The following is a 15,739-nucleotide window of genomic DNA, read 5'->3' on the forward strand; positions in this document are numbered from 1 at the left end:
AACCCCTTTTCGGTGATAGGCCGAACACATGCCGTATGTCCGATAACGATCCAGCGGTAGACGACTGTCCGTACAGCGGCGATATCCCAATGCTCGGTCTCGGCACATGGGAGAACACTGATCCGGAAGCCTGTGCGGAGTCGGTCGCAACCGCCCTCGAAATGGGTTACCGGCACATCGACACGGCTCAGGCCTACGGCAACGAGGCGGATGTCGGCGAGGGGCTCGCCGCGGCTGACGTCGACCGCGAGGAGATCTTTCTGGCAACGAAAGTCTGGATCGACAACCTCGCGGCCGACGACGTGATCGAGACCACAGAGGCCAGCCTCGACCGCCTCGGCGTCGACAGCGTCGACCTCATGTACGTCCACTGGCCGTCCCGTACCTACGACGCCGAAGAAACGCTGGGCGCGCTCAACGAACTGTACGACGACGGGAAAATCGACCGAATCGGCGTCAGCAACTTCGAACCGGATCAGCTCCAGGAGGCCATCGAGATCTCCGACGCACCGATTGTCGCCAACCAAGTCGAGTGCCATCCGTTCCTTCAGCAGGAGGAGCTCCGAGAGGTCTGCGAAGAAGAAGGCGTTGAGCTCGTAGCCTACTCGCCGTTAGCCCGTGGCGACGTGCTCGAAAACGACACCCTCCAAGAAATCGCCGCCGACCACGACGCCAGTGCCGCACAGGTGAGCCTCGCGTGGCTCCGCCAGCAGGGTATCACGGCGATTCCGAAAGCCAGCAGCGAGCCCCACATCCGAGACAACTGGCAGTCGCTGTCGGTGACGCTTAGCGACGAGGAGATCGACCGAATCCAGGAACTTGAACAGACCGGTCGACGCGTCGACCCCGGCTTCGGTCCCTGGAACCAGTAACGACTCGGCAACACAGTAGCGACTCGGAGAAACCACACCAAAACGACGGGATCGATCAGTAGCCGAACACAAACTTCACATTCTCGCGCCTATCAGTGTAGGTAAATGGAACGTCGGTCACCAGGACTGTTGGGCGCAGTCCGTATCGATATGCTGCGGCTTCACGAGACGTGGATGGAGGTTATCTTTCCGCGCCAACTCAACCCGGGCCACGTACTCGGCAAGTGGAAACCGGAGACGGGCGGCCAGAAGATGGGCTACTATCTGTGGGCACTACTCGGCGCGCTGCCGGTGTTGATCGGCTACCCACTCCTGCTGGTCGGGTTCGGCACCAGATACTACGCCGGCAAACTCGACAGCGCGGCGACTCGGCTTGGAATCGTTGGTGCGATACTGCTGTCGGTCGTCGTCTGGGGTGGGCTGTCGGTCGTCGCCCGCTTCCAACTCTCCTTCGAGGGCTTTCTCGCCGTACTGGCGGCGAGTGGCGTCGCCACGGTCGCAGCAGCCGCAGCCGTGTTTTTCTCCAAGATCGGTGGGCGATTCACCAGCATCCTGCTGGCCTACCCCTCGGCGATGACGGCGCTGTTCCTCCCGCCGGTGGTCGCGGCGCTCTACTCGCCAACCCTCGCGAGCATCATCTTCCCGAACAGCGAGGAGTTGGCGATCTTCATTCTGGATTCGGTGTTGGCGGTCGGCGGCATCAACGAGATCCTGCGCGAGCGGTTCGCTCTCGAAGGCGTCTACTACGCGCTGATGTGGTTCGGTCTCGCAGTCCCGCTCGGCTGGGGGCTGGGCGTACTCGTGACGTTTGCAAACCTCATCCGACCCAAAGACGACTAACTACTGTTTCGGTGCGTTTAGGGGTTCGGAGCGTCTCTTTTCGGTATGGAGTTCGACCGAACGACGACGATTGGACTGTTCGTTGCTGTCATCGCCATCGGGACGCTCGCGTTGATCGCAATGCAAGTGATGCCGATGCAGATCGTGCTGATGATGGTGCTGCCGTCGATGGTCGCCTTCGGACTCATCACGTTCGGTATCGGCCTCAAACACGGCCAGTACCAGTCGACCCGATAAAGCCGATAGCTCGACCCGATTCCTAATTTTGCTGGTCGACGGCCCCTCGCATCGTCCACTGTTCGAGCAGTGTCGTCACCCGAACACCGATCAGACTCACGACGACACCCGCGATAATGTAACAGACGAGTCGCTGGGCTGGCGTCAGCACCGCCGAGCCGACGACAAGCTGGCTCTCGAAGACGTAGCCAGTAAACCCTCGGACAACGATCCCAACCGACAGCAGGCCGAACGGGAGGTTCAGATACGGTGTCTGGACGGTTTCGGCCACCAGCAGTTCATCGAGCAGTCGACCAGTACCGGCGGTCACTGCCGCCAAGGCGAGCCACGGAATACTGTGGTGAACGAACGCTGCTACCGCGAACAGTCCCGGATCGGTCCCACCCGTTTCCGAGACGCCCAACGCACCGACGAACAGCCCGACCACGGTCAACCCGAGGGCGGCCACATAGGTCACAACCGCGACTCGCCCGGAGTACAGGAGCTCGCGGCTCCACTCCGAGATTGAGCCGATCTGCTCGTCGACGCCCAGTCCTTTATACAGAACCCCGAGTCCCAACAGCGCGGCCACACCGCCAAGGGCGACCGCTGGTGAGAACCAAAAAAGCAAGATCGGAATCAACAGAAGGCCGATGCCGAGCGGAACGAGAACCGTAGTCCGAAGCTCCTCGTCGGCCAAAAACTGTTTGAGCAGGTAGTAGGTCGACTCGATATCACGCGTTTGGCGGACGATAACCCGGTCGACCGCATCGACTTGCAGCCGACTCTCGATGATCGGCACCACGCGCTCGTCGTCGACGCTGTCGATGACGACGATGCTCTGGGTTGGCTCGTAGCGTTCGATGAGTGTGTCGACCTGTGCTGCAATCGCTCGGTCGGCAGTGATTGCGTTCTCGCTGCTGCCGGAGAGTACGGCGACTACCGCCTCCTCGCCCTCGTCGCGGAGTTCACGCGTCACGCGCAGGGACTCAAGTAGGCTGTTGACGCCGGTTGCCTCCGGCTCGGCGAGCCCGACGTCGATGACAAGCGAGCGCACCGCTTCCCAGCCGGTGATGGGTGGTGTGACACCGGCCTTCCGGCCGATGTCGTTGTCGCGGTCGACACAGACAACGAGCGTCGTCACAGCCGCTCAAAGCACACCAGTGGGTAAAAATCCCGTCGGTGTCGCGCCGAAAAACCGCAAAACAGAAACTCTTAGCCGAACTACAGAAGGCCGGTCTTCTGGAGCTTCATCAGATCCTCGGTGTCGAGGGTCTCGCCCTCTTTGAATTTCTGATAAATGTCCTCGGCTTCCTGCTTTTCTTCTTCCATCTTTTCCTGGCGCTCGTCTTTGCGCTCTTCTTCTTCCTCTTTGTCCAGTTCGCGGAGGCGCTTCTGGACGCGGACGAAGTCGTTGTGATGGCGGTCGGCGGCTTCCTGGGCTTCGACGAACAGCTCGTGCATCTCGTCGGCCTTGTCTCGGATCTCGTCGGCCTCGCGGTAGGCCTCGATCATCTGGTTGTGATGCTCTTGGGCCTTGTCTGCGAGCTCGGTCACCTTCTGGTGGTGCTGGGAGGCCTCCGAGCGGACTTCTTCGGCCTCTTCGACGAGTTCGTCGAGTTCACCGGTGTCGTCGACTTTCTCTTTTTTCTCGGAGAGTTCCTCGCGTTTGGCCTCGATCTTCTCGATGAGCTCGCGCTCGTCTTCGGTCGAGAGGACCTCGGTCTGCTGCTGGAACTCGAGGTCTTGGATTTCGGATTCGAGCTCTTCGATGGGTTTGCCATCGTCGAGTTCGAGATCTTCTTTCATCTCCTCGACCTTGTTAAAGAGTTTGTTGGCCTTCGCGTTGAGCTCGTTGCGGCTCTCTTTGTGTTCTTGGACCTGCTCGTTGAGAGAGTCGCGCTCTTCGCGGTGTTCTTGGGCTTCGTCGACCTTCTCGCGTGTTTCGGCGTTGAGGTCGTCGCGCTTGGAGGCGCGCTCGGAAGCCATCTGGTTGAGTTCGTTTCGTCGGTCTCGAAGCTGGCCTGCCAGCTTAATGAGTTTGCCTTTCGAGCCGTTTTCGAGCCGTTCGTCAGTAAGCTCAACGTTATCGGAGTCGTTGAGCTCTTCAATTTCGTATTCGTTCACTACGCTCATAGTTGAAACCTCGGTACCATTGTTGCTCCGGACATGGCAGTGGCCTGCCACTGTGCGACCGACCGTGGATAAGAGTTCCCGATCATTCTGCGTGCGATGCCACCAGCGCCGGAGGCGTTCTGGTACCCGTACATACTGTGGCACCTAATATAAATACTTCGGTGACAGTGACTGTGGAAAGAGCTACCATACCGCCTGATTTCGACGTATGCGAGTGATCCACATGACTTGCGAAAGTATATAAAAGGTTGAGACAGTCAGTGGGTGATACGCATCAGGAATCACTCGTATTCTCTGTAGTAATACAGTGTGAACGCAACGAAGACGATCCCCATCGGAATGAAAATACCGAATACTGGATTGATACTAAAATCAAGACCAAGCGCATCTAGACCGGCAAAAGTCACGAATGCAGTGAGATATATCAGTATCGCGACACTGATAGTGTTGGTGACCTCGTCCAACAGTGAGTTCTCATTCTGGGACATCCAATTAGTAAAGAACCCACACACGTCAGCAATATAACTATTTGGGTCGACCTACTGATTCTCGTGAAACAGACAGAATCGAGTGATCTTTTCGGCCTGCTCAGAGAGACAGCATATGGAACACACCGAACTCATCCACGCACGCGGGCACGAACACGTCCAGTCGACCCACGCCAGCACCTTCGAAGTCACAAGCGACGACTGGCTGACGCCCGCAGGCGACTGTATTCTCGCCATCGAGGCCGACCGCACCCCTGCAGACTTCAGTGAGGCGTTCGTCGACGCCGCCCAATCTCACGAGGCCACAATCACGGCCACGCTGTCGACCGACGACCACACTCACACTATCACGGGCCGTGGCCATCCTGATCTCACATACGAGGGCGACCGCAGCGCCGTGGGTCGGACCAGCGACTACGTCGACGACCGAACGATCATGGTCGGCGCGGAGGGAGCCGCCGAGAGCGTCGACCGCGATCTCGTCGCGGCCCTCGCTGACGGTGCCGATCTCACGCTTGAACTGCGAGTGACGGTCGACGAATAGTCCAGTATCGGAACGCACACCCCGCCCCGCAGGAACACTGTCGACAACGAGTCGTGGAGAGATGCTCTCAAAGCAGTGGATACAGCACAATCAAGTCGGCATGCCGCTGGCACTCGCGTTGCCGTCGAGCTACGCGCTTGCACCAGCAGTCGTCGTCACCCAGACGCTGGTCGAACTGGCCGGGATGGTCGTTCTGACACGGTTGGTTCCCGGCTGGCTCGTGCCCGACACCACAGCGGTCGCCCCGACTCCAGCGCCGAGCGACGACTGAAAGCCGGTCGACAAAGCGATTCGCAGATCGCTACTGTGTGGCTGTAAAACGCCTCGTAAAAGACAGAACCGAGAGCAGCCGTTGGGACGCCGACCGATGTGATCTCAGTTCGAGTCGTGGTTCTCCAGCGTTGGCAGTGACTCGGTACACCACATACAGAAATCGAGCTCCGGATCGGTCGACTGGCCACAGTGAGGACAGGAAACACCCGCGTCGGCCTCGTCGTCGGCTTCCACGCTGGGTGCCATCGCCGCCTCGCGCTGATCGAGGACAGCGACCACGAGTGCGTCGACGACGCTGAACCCGATGATGACCAACACGGGGATGACGACTTCAATCGGATACACAGGGACCACGATTTCGGTCGGATATGAAAGAAGTACCTGTGTCTCAAGCGCCGCCGGATCACTCACGTAGACGGACGTGAGTGCGACACTCGCCCCGATTGTCAGCAGAAACCACAGCACGGATCGTCGCCAGCGCCGAAGATAGGCATGTCCAGTCCCTGCGATGCCAACAACTGCACCAACAAGCGCGAACGCCGCAGTTAGCAGCAGTTGCCGTCGTGGATTGCTCATACCGACAGTACGACCAAGACCGTGTTAAACGCCAGTATTTCGATTGGTTCTGTTCGCTGAGTGGGAACGACTAAACTACCGGCTGTTCTGACTCCGGTATGCGACTGGAAGCCTACTGGGGTGTGGGACCGAAAACCGCCGACCTGCTGCGGGAGTCGATTGGCGAAACTGCGGCCATCACCGCTATCGAGGCCGCCGACATCCGCACGCTGGCCGAGGCTGGCGTCCCACGCGGCCGAGCGGTCAGAATCCTGCGCCGAGCCAACGGCACCGCAGGCATCGACGTCCTCGGCACGAGCGATACTCGGAGCGTCTACGACGAACTGCTGACACTCGCCAGCAGCTACGCGGTCGCCGACCACGCCGCCGACCGAATCCGCGTCATGACACCGCTGACCGACCGCGAGGCAATCACCAGTCGACTCGATGACGTGCTGGCAGCCAAGGGCGTCTGGCAGGACCTTAGCGAAGTCGACCGCCAGCGCGTGCTCGCTGCCTTCGCGAACTACGACGAGGCCGGTGGCACCGACCGCGCGGCCGTTGAGACTGCGCTCGAACTCCGGGCGGTCGGACTGGAAGGGTCGACGTTCGAGGCCCTCGAACGGATCGACGAAGCAGCACTCACCGAGGCCGCGGGCGCGCTGGGCTACATTCGAGAGACTGACGACGGGCCGACCGTCATTGAGGGCGCAGACGAGGAACTCGACCGCCTCCGGAGTCAACTCGATGCGGCACAGAAACGCAACAACGCGGCCTTCGACATCATCGACAAAGTCCGTGATGGCGGCGTTCGGGATATGCAAGCCTTCCAGAGCGGCGTCGTCGACCACGTCGCCAGCGAGACCGAGATTCCCCACAATACGATCCGGTCGGCCGCCCCTGACGAGGCCGTCGACGCCGCCGACTTCGTGAGTGCGACACTCCGAAATCTCGTTGCCGACCTCGAAAGCGAGGTCGACGCCAACGAGGAAACTGTCGCCGCCGACCTCCGCGAGCGGATCGACACCGCCGAAGCCGACGTTGAGGCTGCGGTCGACGCGGTTAGCGAGATCGCGCTGTCGCTCTCGCTGGGCAGATTTGCCGCCGAGTACGATCTCCAGCGCCCGACGCTGGTCGACGACGGACTGGCGGTGGTCGGCGCACGGAACCTCTTTCTCGACGGTGAGGTCCAGCCGATCACCTACGGAGTCGGGAACCACGCGCTTACAGATACCCCGCGGGCAGTTGCGCCGCCGACTGGCGACCGCGTGACCGTTCTCACGGGCGCGAACTCCGGCGGAAAGACGACGCTGCTCGAAACACTGAGTCAGGTCGCCCTGCTCACGGCGATGGGCCTCCCAGTCCCCGCCGAGCAGGCCGCAGTCGGCCAGTTCGAGACCATTGTCTTCCATCGACGCCACGCTTCGTTTAATGCAGGCGTCCTCGAATCGACGCTCAAATCCATCGTGCCGCCGCTGACAACTGAGGGGAAGGCACTAATGTTGGTCGACGAGTTCGAGGCGATCACCGAACCGGGACGCGCCGCCGATCTGCTGAATGGTCTGGTCTCGCTTTCGGTCGACCAGTCGGCCCTCGGGGTGTATGTCACCCATCTCGCCGATGACCTGAGTCCACTGCCCGAGACGGCCCGTATCGATGGAATTTTCGCCGAAGGGCTGACCCCCGATTTGGAACTCAGAGTCGACTATCAGCCACGGTTCGGGACCGTCGGGAAGTCGACGCCGGAGTTCATCGTTTCGCGGCTGGTCGCCAACGCCAACGACCGCGCCGAGCGAGCAGGGTTCGAATCGCTGGCCGCCGCAGTGGGTGAGGAAGCAGTGCAACGGACGCTGTCGGATGCGCAGTGGGATGAAAAATAAAACGTCAGACTCTATTTAGACCGTCTGCTCGGCCACAACTGCAACGCCAATCGTCACGTCGACGTCCTCGATCTCCCAGTCTTCGACACGGTCGCCCGCATCTTCGGGATCGTCGACGAACTCGGCGGCTCGAACCTCCTCAGCGATGAGGTCGCGGTGTTCGTCGACGAAGCCCTCGATACGCTCGTCGTCGACCGTGAGTCCGACCCGAATTTCGCTTTCGACATCCAGATCCAACTGCTTGCGCATCTCCTGAATCCGCCGGATCACGTCGCGGGCATAGCCCTCCGATTCGAGGTCCTCAGTGAGCGTGGTGTCGACGTACACCGTTCCACCCTCGAAATCCGTCCCGGTGACGTGTTCCGGTGGCTCGCTGCGGTACTCGACCATCTCGTCGTCCAACTCGATTGTCTCGCCGTCGACCTCGATGCCGGCCTCGACATCCGCGCGGGCGGCTCCCTCGACTGCCGACATCACCTTTTGGGCATCAGCCCCGAAGGCGGGACCGATCTTGCCCATCTGTGGCTCGGCGAACTCTTCGAGTTCCCCGAATTCGTCGACGATCTCGATCTCGCGGGCGTTGACACGCTCACTGAGGAGATCAGCAAGGTTGTCGACTGCGCTGGCAACCGTCTCGTCGTCAGTCTCGACCACAATACGTGAGACGGGCCAGCGGAGCTTTCGACCGCCGCGCTGGCGGGCGTTTGCGGCGGCTTCTTCGACATCTCGAAGGACCGCCATATCGGTCTCCAGATCCGGCTTGTGGAGGTCAGCGTCGACCTCGGGCCAGTCGAGGGCGTGAACCGTCGTTGTGCTGCCGTCGAGGATCTGGTACATCTGCTCGGCCATGTACGGCGTGAACGGAGCCAGCAGCCGAATAACCTCGTTTTGGACTGTCGCAAGGGTGGCGTACGCCCCGAGTTTCGAGGCCGAGTCGCCGTCGTCCCACATGCGCTCGCGGGTCGCCTTGACATAGAACCGCGAGACGTCTTCGGTGATGAAGTCGAGAACGGTATTTAGCGCGTCATGAACGCGGTAGTCGTCCCACGCCTCGGTGGCCTCCTGCTTGACGTTCTGGAGCCGCGAAAGCACCCACTCGTCGACGGTCGTCAACTCGCCCTCACTCAGGTCGGGGTCGGCGGGGTCGTAGCCATCGAGATCCATGTAGGTCAGTGGGAAGCGGAACACGTTCCAACAGATGTTGAGTCGACCGACCATGCTGCCGAGGCCGTCCCAGTCGAACGAGAGGTCGACGCCCTGCTGGTCGTGGCTCAGCAGATAGGCCCGCAGTGGGTCCCGACCGGCGCGTTCGATGGCCTCCTCCGGCGTCACGATGTTGCCGACGGATTTCGACATTTTTCGCCCATTTTTGTCGTTGGCGAAGCCGTGCATCAGGACCTCTTTATATGGGCTTTCGCCAAACGCGGCGGTACCCATCCCGAGTTGGGACCAGAACCAGCCGCGTGTCTGGTCGTGGGCCTCGATGATGAGGTCAGCAGGCCACAGCTCTTCGAAATCCTCGGTCTCGCCGGGGTAGCCGAGTGTCGCCCACGTCGCCACCGAGGAGTCGAGCCAGACGTCGAACACGTCCTCGATCCGGCGGTAGGTAGTTCCGTCTTCGGTAATCGTGAGGTCGTCGACCGTTGGGCGATGAAGGTCGATCTCGTCGGGGTCGATAGACTGGTCGACGCGGTCGGCCAACTCCTCGCGGTTGCCGATGACGATCATCTCCTCGTCGAGGGTGCCATCGTCGGATTCAAGCGCGTCTTCGGGAACCCAGATCGGGATCGGAATCCCCCAGTAGCGCTGTCGGGAGACGTTCCAGTCGGGGGCGTTCTCGATGAAGTCCCGGAACCGGTTTTCGCGAGCCCACTCCGGATGCCACTCGGCATCTTCGATGTTGTCCAGCAGTTCGTCTTTGATATCTGTGATCGAGATGAACCACTGGTCGGTCACGAGTTGGATGATGTCGGTATCGCAGCGCCAACAGTGACCGTAGGAGTGCTGGTAGGTTTCGCTGGCGAGTAGTGCGCCAGCAGCGTCGAGATCGGCTTTGATTTCGTCGTTCGCATCGCGGACGAACGCACCCTCGTATTTGCCGCCTGCCTCGGTGAACGTGCCGTCGCCGCGAACCGGACAGAACACGTCGAGACCGAGTTCTTGGCCGCGGTGGAAGTCCTCTTCACCGTGGCCGGGCGCGGAGTGGACGAGGCCGGTGCGGTCGGCTTCGACGTAGTCGGCGGTGTACACTTGGCCTGCACCCTCGAACTGTGGGTACTCCGGGACCTCGTCGACGAGTGGGTGATTGTACTCCCAGCCGACGAGATCTTGGCCACTGAGTTCATCCTCGATCTCGTAGTCATCGTATCGGCCCTTGCCGAGGACTTGGTCGACACACTCGCTGGCGACGTAGAGAACCTCCTCGTCGCCACCCTTCGTTGCCCGAACCTTGTTGTAAGTCAGCTCTTCGCCAACTGCGACGAACGTGTTGCCGGGGATCGTCCACGGCGTCGTCGTCCAGATGACGAGGCTCCCCTCGCGGTCGGCGAGCGGGAATTTCACGTAGATCGAGGGGTCTTCGACCTGATCGTACTCGACTTCGTTGTTGGCGAGGCCGGTCTCACACCGCGGACACTGCGAAATCGAACGTTTGCCCTGCTCGACGAGGTCGCGGTCGGCAACCTGTTTGAAGCCGTGCCAGGCGGCTTCCATATACTCGGGGTTGACGGTCTTGTAGGGGTTGTCCCAGTCGAACCACGCGCCAATGGATTGAAAGTCATCATCCATCGCCACGCGGTTGGACTCAGCGAACTCCATGCACTCCTCGATGAACGCCTCCATCCCGAACTCCTCGATGTCGCGTTTGCTGTCGAAGCCGAGTTTCTCCTCGACTTTGACCTCAATTGGGAGGCCGTGCATATCGTAGCCCGGTCGGTCGGTGACCTGATGGCCGGTCATCCGCTTTTGGCGGATTACGGCGTCTTTGAGAGTTTTGTTCCAAGCCGTTCCGAGGTGCATCTGGCCCGAGGTGTACGGTGGCCCGTCGACGAAAAAGAAGGTCGGGTCCTCGGCGTGTGCCTCCTTGGTCGCCTCGTAGGCGTCGTGGTCGTCCCAGTAGGCGTCGACCGCCGCTTCGACATCGGCGGGCGAATACTGGTCGGTGACATCATCCATACTCCAAGGGTGTTTACCGGTGTATATCAAAACGGTGGTCCTGCCCCGACGAGTGTCGACTCACCACCGGCTGGTCGACTGGAGTAAAACCGAAAAGAACGCGAAGCGGTTTCGACGTTAGGCGGATGCGTTGGCGGTTTCGTTACCGCCTGCGGTTTCGTTGGTGGCTGCTGTTTCGTTGCCGGTTGCGGTCTCGTTGCCGGTTGCGGTCTCGTTGCCGGTTGCGGTCTCGTTACCGGTTGCGGTCTCGTTGCCAGCCGTCTCGTTTGCTGCACCGCCGCTGCCAGATTCAGTCTGCTCGGCGATGAACTGGTCGTAGGTCTCCTGATCAACGACGTCGACGGTGAAGTACATCTGGGAGTGAGCGAGGCCACAGTACTCAGCGCAGTAGCCCTGATAGGTCCCCGTCTCGGTTGCGTTGGTTTGGATGTACTGGACCTGATTCGGGAGCGCGTCCATCTTCAGTCCGAGCTGCGGGACGTGGAACGCGTGAATCACGTCTTGGGATGTAACACCGATGTAGACGTCTTGGCCTTCCGGCACCACGATCCGCGGCCCGTTCTCGCCGGCTGGGGCGGTGATACCCTCGTCGGGATAGGTCATTGTCCATCCCCACTGGAAGGCCTCGGCCTGAATGAGTACGTCGCCGTCATCCGGGGCGACCTCCTGATCTCCCGCGCCGAACGTCACAGCGGGATCTGCCATCACGCCATAGGAGGCGACACCGACGAACAGCAGGATAAAGGCCGTGGCAACTGTCCACGTGATTTCGAGCCGTCGGTTCTCCTTTGTCGGCTTGGGATCGTCGTTATCCTTGAACCGAAGCACGGCATAGACGAGGATCACCTCGACCAGCAGCGTGATCGGGAGCGCAATATACAGTAGCTTGATATTCAACTCGTTGATAAGGTTCGCCGAAGTCGACTGGGCGGCAACCGGATCGGCCAAGAGGGCCAACACGGCCGCCGACAGCAACGAAGCGAGTGCGAAACGCTTGGCGTTCATGCTGATTCAAAATTTGCGTGGCCGGCCTAAATACCTACTGACTCGCTGGCTGTCGACGCTGTACAGTGATCTATTTGTTCAGTATGCTAACTACTCCGAGCGCCGAAACGGGGGTCCTATATATGCCGAAACCCAATCGATAGGTAGTGACTTCGAGTATCCGATCACCGGATCGGTTTCCCGGTTTGCTGGCGGCGACAACGATGGGTGTCTACTTACTTCTCGTCGTCGGCGTGGCGACCGCGCTCACCGATGCGGTTTCGGCCTGCACGGCGTGGCCAGCCTGCGGCGGTGGCTGGTCGCTTCCGACCAGTCTCGACGGCTGGATCGCCTTCGGCCACCGGATCACCGCTCTTGTCGTCGGGCTGGGTGTGTTGACGACGATGATTTTGGCATGGCGAACTGAGACCAGTCGACGCGTCCGAGCGGCGCTCACGCTGGCGCTCCTGTTGTATCCGGTCCAAGCCGGACTCGGCGCGCTGGTTGCGACGACCGGCGGCACCCAGAGGCTGTCGGTGATCCATCTCGCCACCGGTGTCGTGATCTTCGGCGGCTTGCTGGCCGCCCTCGCGTGGTGGCTGGAGGCCGAAACCGGCGACCCCGACGACGTGCCGGAGAGTCGACCCGAACTGTCCGAACCGCTCGATCCCACCGAACGGCCCCCGATTCCGACCGACCCCCTCAAGAGAGCCAAAGCAACCCTCTTTGCCTACTTCCGACTGATGAAACCACGCTTGATGTGGCTGCTGTGTCTGGTCGCCGCCGCGGCGATGGCACTTGCGAGCGGTCCCGGACTCACACCGTACACCGTCGCAGCCACGCTCGTCGCTGGCTCGCTGTCTATCGGCGCGTCGGGCACGTTTAACCATGTCCTCGAACGGGATATCGACCGCCGGATGGCCCGAACCAACGACCGACCGCTCGCAACTGATTTAGTACCCGTGCGTAACGCGGTCGCGTTTGGACTCCTCCTAACAGCCATCTCGGTTGGCCTCTTTGCGACGATCAACTGGCTGGCCGCAGCTCTTGGACTGATCGCCATCGTCTTCTACAGCGTCGTCTACACGCTGATCCTCAAACCCAACACAGTCCAAAACACCGTCATTGGCGGCGCGGCCGGAGCACTTCCCGCTCTGATCGGCTGGGCGGCAGTGACCGGCTCGATTGGGCTCGGCGGCGTCCTGTTGGCGACGCTCATCTTCCTGTGGACGCCCGCCCACTTCTACAACCTCGCACTCGCCTACAAGGACGACTACGCCCGCGGTGGGTTCCCGATGATGCCGGTCGTCCGCGGCGAGACCGCGACCCGTCGACACATCGTCTGGTATCTGGGTGCCACCCTGCTTGCGGGGGCCGCACTCGCAGCCAGCGGGACGTTAGGCTGGCTCTACGTCCTGACAGGCGTCGCCTTCGGTGGGCTCTTCCTCTGGATGGTCGTTCGGCTCCACTACGAGCAGACCAAGGCCGCCGCGCTTCGAGCGTTCCACGCCTCGAACGCCTACCTCGGCTTCGTCCTGCTGGCGATTGTCGTCGAAGGCCTTGCACTATGAGCGAACAAGGGACTGGGCTCTCGATTCCGGTGCCGGCTGGCAGTCGACTCTACTGGGGATTGTTTTTCAATAGCCAGCTGTTGGCGCTCGCGGTCTACGTCCTGCTGACCCCCGCGAACCTCTCGTCGCCGCGGCTGATCGGCTACGGACTGATCTGGCTCAACGTCTCGACGTGGGTGATCGTCAACAGTCGACCGAACCCGTCGACCCCCGGTGTGCGTCGACGGGCCAAACTGGTAGCCACTGGCTACTTCGGGCTGCTTCTGTTTGCTGGCGGTGTCGCTGGTGTCGGGATCGGCGATGCGGCAACCGGGTTTCGGTTTGCGTGGCTCCCGTTCGGGTTTGGACCGGCAGCACTGTACAGCGGCGCGTTGGTCACGATTAACCTGATTCCGATCTATCTGCTCGGCTACAGCGCGTTGGCATATCTGGTCTATGTCACCGTCATCGATACTGCTGGCTCGGCAGCCGCCGGTATCATCGGGCTGTTTTCGTGTGTCTCCTGTTCGTGGCCAATCGTCGCCTCGCTGGCCTCGGCTGTGATTGGCGGAAATTCGATCCTCGTCGCTTCGGCACTCCAAGTGTCGTATGGCCTGTCGACCGCGGTGTTCGTCCTCACTGCCGCCCTGCTCTACTGGCGCCCAACCGATTGGTTGACTCGCTTCCGTGGGCGGTAGCCGGGCTTTTCTACCGCCAGCCCGAAGGTAGACTATGACTACTGTCGAAATCGAATACTGTGTCCCCTGTGGAATGTTGGAGCGCGCACTGAACGTCGAAGCGTCGATTCTACGGCAGTTCGGCGACAAACTGGAGCGTGTCTCGCTCGTGACGGGCGATCATGGAATCTTTGTTGTCCGCGTCGACGGCGAACAGATCTTCGACAAGGATGAAGACGGGTTCGACGTCGACGAAATCGTTCGGCGGGTCAAACCGCACGTCGGTTCATAGCTCTCTAAGTGTATTTAATTAAATATAATGTGCAGTGGGCAGTAACTAGTGGCCCCAGCGTCGACCGTCTTCGTCGAACCGAGCATCGGTGATCCGGTCGTGTTGGTCGCGACTGAGTTCGATCTCAGTCGCCCCGAGGTTTTCTTCGAGTTGCTCTGTGGTCCGCGCGCCAACAATTGGCACGCAGGTGAAGTCCTGCTGTTGGATCAGCCATCGGAGCGAGACTTGGGCGGGCGACGCATCGATTTCGTCCGCGACAGCCCGAATCTCGTCGAGGACCTTCCAGCCCCGTTCGGAGAGGTAGAATCGTTCGAATCGTTCATCGAAACTCCCGCGGGAGCCGTCGGGTGCCCGAACTGATTTCGGATCGTCCGGGTCGGCGCGCTCGTATTTGCCTGTTAAGAAGCCGCCGGCTAACGGCGAGTAGGGAGAGACTGCGAGGTCCTGATCTGCGCAGACGTCGAGATAGTCCTCGACATCTTTGTAGTAGCCCGCGTGGAACAGCGGCTGAGTGACGTCGAACCGCTGGTAGTCGTTGACATCTGATTTCCACAGCGCCTTCGTGAGTTGCCACGCCGCCGTCGTTGAGGCGCCGAGATAGTTGACTTTCCCTTCTTCGACTAAGCGATCCAACGTCGACAGCGTCTCTTCGATGGGGGTGTTTTCGTCCCAACGGTGGATGTAGTAGACGTCCAGATAGTCGGTGCCGAGGTTCTCCAGTGTTTTGTCGATCTGATTGCGGATGTGCGTACGGGAGAGCCCCGAACCGTTGGGGTTGTCCTCGTCGTACTCGAAGTAGACCTTCGAGGTGAGGACGAACTTTTCGCGGTCACGATCTTCGAGCCAGTTGCCGATATAGGATTCGCTGGTCCCGTTTGGATCGCCATAGACGTTGGCCGAATCGATGTAGTTGCCGCCGTGGTCGGCGAACGTGTCGAGGAGTTCGTGGGCCTGATCCTCGTCAGTTTCGAGGACGTCGCCCGTTTTGCGCCCGAACCGCCACGTGCCGAAACAGAGTTCTGAAACGCGTGTGCCAGTCGACCCGAGTTGTCGGTACTCCATAGCAAATCGTCGTGAGGAAGGCAAAAAAACGTACGTAATGCGGAGACAGATGGTTACTGTTGCTACAGGAATATCGCGAGGCCGACAGTGAATCCAACCGCAATAACGATGACTATCAGCATGATGAGGCCGACAGTCGACAGTATTCCCCGACGGTCCATCATCACCCCGTTTGTAACGAAGCAGTATAGCTGAT

At 60.5% G+C, this 15,739-nt stretch carries 14 protein-coding genes and 1 pseudogene; 9 read left to right on the forward strand and 6 right to left on the reverse strand.

The genetic code is table 11. From position 1 onward, the window contains the following. The first annotated feature begins 35 nt into the window (after positions 1–35). From HALTADL_RS05155 to HALTADL_RS05165, 3 genes are all read left to right on the forward strand, one after another. Positions 36–872 (forward strand): aldo/keto reductase, encoded by an 837-nt coding sequence (locus HALTADL_RS05155; protein ID WP_177171899.1) that lies wholly within the window; start codon positions 36–38, stop codon positions 870–872. Positions 873–1,001: 129 nt separating this feature from the next. Further along, positions 1,002–1,712 (forward strand): hypothetical protein, encoded by a 711-nt coding sequence (locus tag HALTADL_RS05160; RefSeq protein WP_089671302.1) that lies wholly within the window; start codon positions 1,002–1,004, stop codon positions 1,710–1,712. A gap of 45 nt (positions 1,713–1,757) precedes the next feature. Then, positions 1,758–1,949, forward strand: a complete 192-nt coding sequence (locus HALTADL_RS05165) for a DUF7333 family protein (RefSeq protein WP_089671278.1) — start codon at positions 1,758–1,760, stop codon at positions 1,947–1,949. A gap of 22 nt (positions 1,950–1,971) precedes the next feature. Here the strand turns inward: HALTADL_RS05165 and HALTADL_RS05170 are convergent, their stop codons facing one another. Both HALTADL_RS05170 and HALTADL_RS05175 read right to left on the reverse strand, forming a co-directional pair. After that, positions 1,972–3,072, reverse strand: a complete 1,101-nt coding sequence (locus tag HALTADL_RS05170; RefSeq protein ID WP_089671277.1) for a DUF373 family protein — start codon at positions 3,070–3,072, stop codon at positions 1,972–1,974. Positions 3,073–3,152: 80 nt separating this feature from the next. Then, the gene (locus tag HALTADL_RS05175; protein WP_089671276.1) at positions 3,153–4,064 is read right to left on the reverse strand and encodes a coiled-coil protein; all 912 of its coding nucleotides are present in this window, start codon (positions 4,062–4,064) and stop codon (positions 3,153–3,155) included. 603 nt (positions 4,065–4,667) lie between these two features. Between HALTADL_RS05175 and HALTADL_RS05185 the strand changes: the two genes are divergently transcribed. Together HALTADL_RS05185 and HALTADL_RS05190 are read left to right on the forward strand one after the other, a co-directional pair. Then, complete coding sequence (locus tag HALTADL_RS05185) at positions 4,668–5,096, forward strand: DUF371 domain-containing protein (RefSeq protein ID WP_089671274.1); 429 nt, start codon at positions 4,668–4,670, stop codon at positions 5,094–5,096. A gap of 94 nt (positions 5,097–5,190) precedes the next feature. Further along, a pseudogene (locus tag HALTADL_RS05190) lies at positions 5,191–5,367 on the forward strand (arsenic resistance protein); the annotation flags it as partial. Between the two features lie 104 nt (positions 5,368–5,471). Here the strand turns inward: HALTADL_RS05190 and HALTADL_RS05195 are convergent. Next, positions 5,472–5,945 (reverse strand): DUF7575 domain-containing protein, encoded by a 474-nt coding sequence (locus HALTADL_RS05195; protein ID WP_089671273.1) that lies wholly within the window; start codon positions 5,943–5,945, stop codon positions 5,472–5,474. A 98-nt stretch (positions 5,946–6,043) separates the two neighbouring features. Here HALTADL_RS05195 and HALTADL_RS05200 point away from each other — a divergent pair, with 98 nt between their 5' ends. Beyond that, positions 6,044–7,804, forward strand: coding sequence for a DNA mismatch repair protein (locus HALTADL_RS05200; protein WP_089671272.1), 1,761 nt, complete (start codon positions 6,044–6,046; stop codon positions 7,802–7,804). A 15-nt stretch (positions 7,805–7,819) separates the two neighbouring features. Here HALTADL_RS05200 and ileS read toward each other — a convergent pair whose 3' ends face one another. Continuing rightward, positions 7,820–10,978 (reverse strand): isoleucine--tRNA ligase, encoded by a 3,159-nt coding sequence (gene ileS, locus HALTADL_RS05205; protein WP_089671271.1) that lies wholly within the window; start codon positions 10,976–10,978, stop codon positions 7,820–7,822. A gap of 117 nt (positions 10,979–11,095) precedes the next feature. Then, positions 11,096–11,983 (reverse strand): cytochrome c oxidase subunit II, encoded by an 888-nt coding sequence (coxB, locus tag HALTADL_RS05210; RefSeq protein WP_089671270.1) that lies wholly within the window; start codon positions 11,981–11,983, stop codon positions 11,096–11,098. A 203-nt stretch (positions 11,984–12,186) separates the two neighbouring features. Here coxB and HALTADL_RS05215 point away from each other — a divergent pair, with 203 nt between their 5' ends. The 3 genes from HALTADL_RS05215 to HALTADL_RS05225 are packed head-to-tail and all read left to right on the forward strand — an operon-like array spanning position 12,187 to position 14,481. Next, the gene (locus HALTADL_RS05215) at positions 12,187–13,533 is read left to right on the forward strand and encodes a heme o synthase (RefSeq protein ID WP_177171901.1); all 1,347 of its coding nucleotides are present in this window, start codon (positions 12,187–12,189) and stop codon (positions 13,531–13,533) included. Next, a complete protein-coding gene (locus HALTADL_RS05220) occupies positions 13,530–14,210 on the forward strand; it encodes a DUF7546 family protein (protein ID WP_089671269.1) in 681 nt (226 codons plus the stop codon). The genes HALTADL_RS05215 and HALTADL_RS05220 overlap by 4 nt, the downstream gene beginning before the upstream one ends. Positions 14,211–14,244: 34 nt before the next feature. Further along, complete coding sequence (locus HALTADL_RS05225) at positions 14,245–14,481, forward strand: SelT/SelW/SelH family protein (protein WP_089671268.1); 237 nt, start codon at positions 14,245–14,247, stop codon at positions 14,479–14,481. A gap of 45 nt (positions 14,482–14,526) precedes the next feature. Here HALTADL_RS05225 and HALTADL_RS05230 read toward each other — a convergent pair whose 3' ends face one another. Continuing rightward, on the reverse strand, positions 14,527–15,543 hold the full coding sequence (locus HALTADL_RS05230) for an aldo/keto reductase (RefSeq protein WP_089671267.1): 1,017 nt from the start codon (positions 15,541–15,543) through the stop codon (positions 14,527–14,529). Positions 15,544–15,739: the final 196 nt, after the last annotated feature.

The organism is Halohasta litchfieldiae, from assembly GCF_002788215.1.
Lineage (GTDB): Archaea > Halobacteriota > Halobacteria > Halobacteriales > Haloferacaceae > Halohasta > Halohasta litchfieldiae.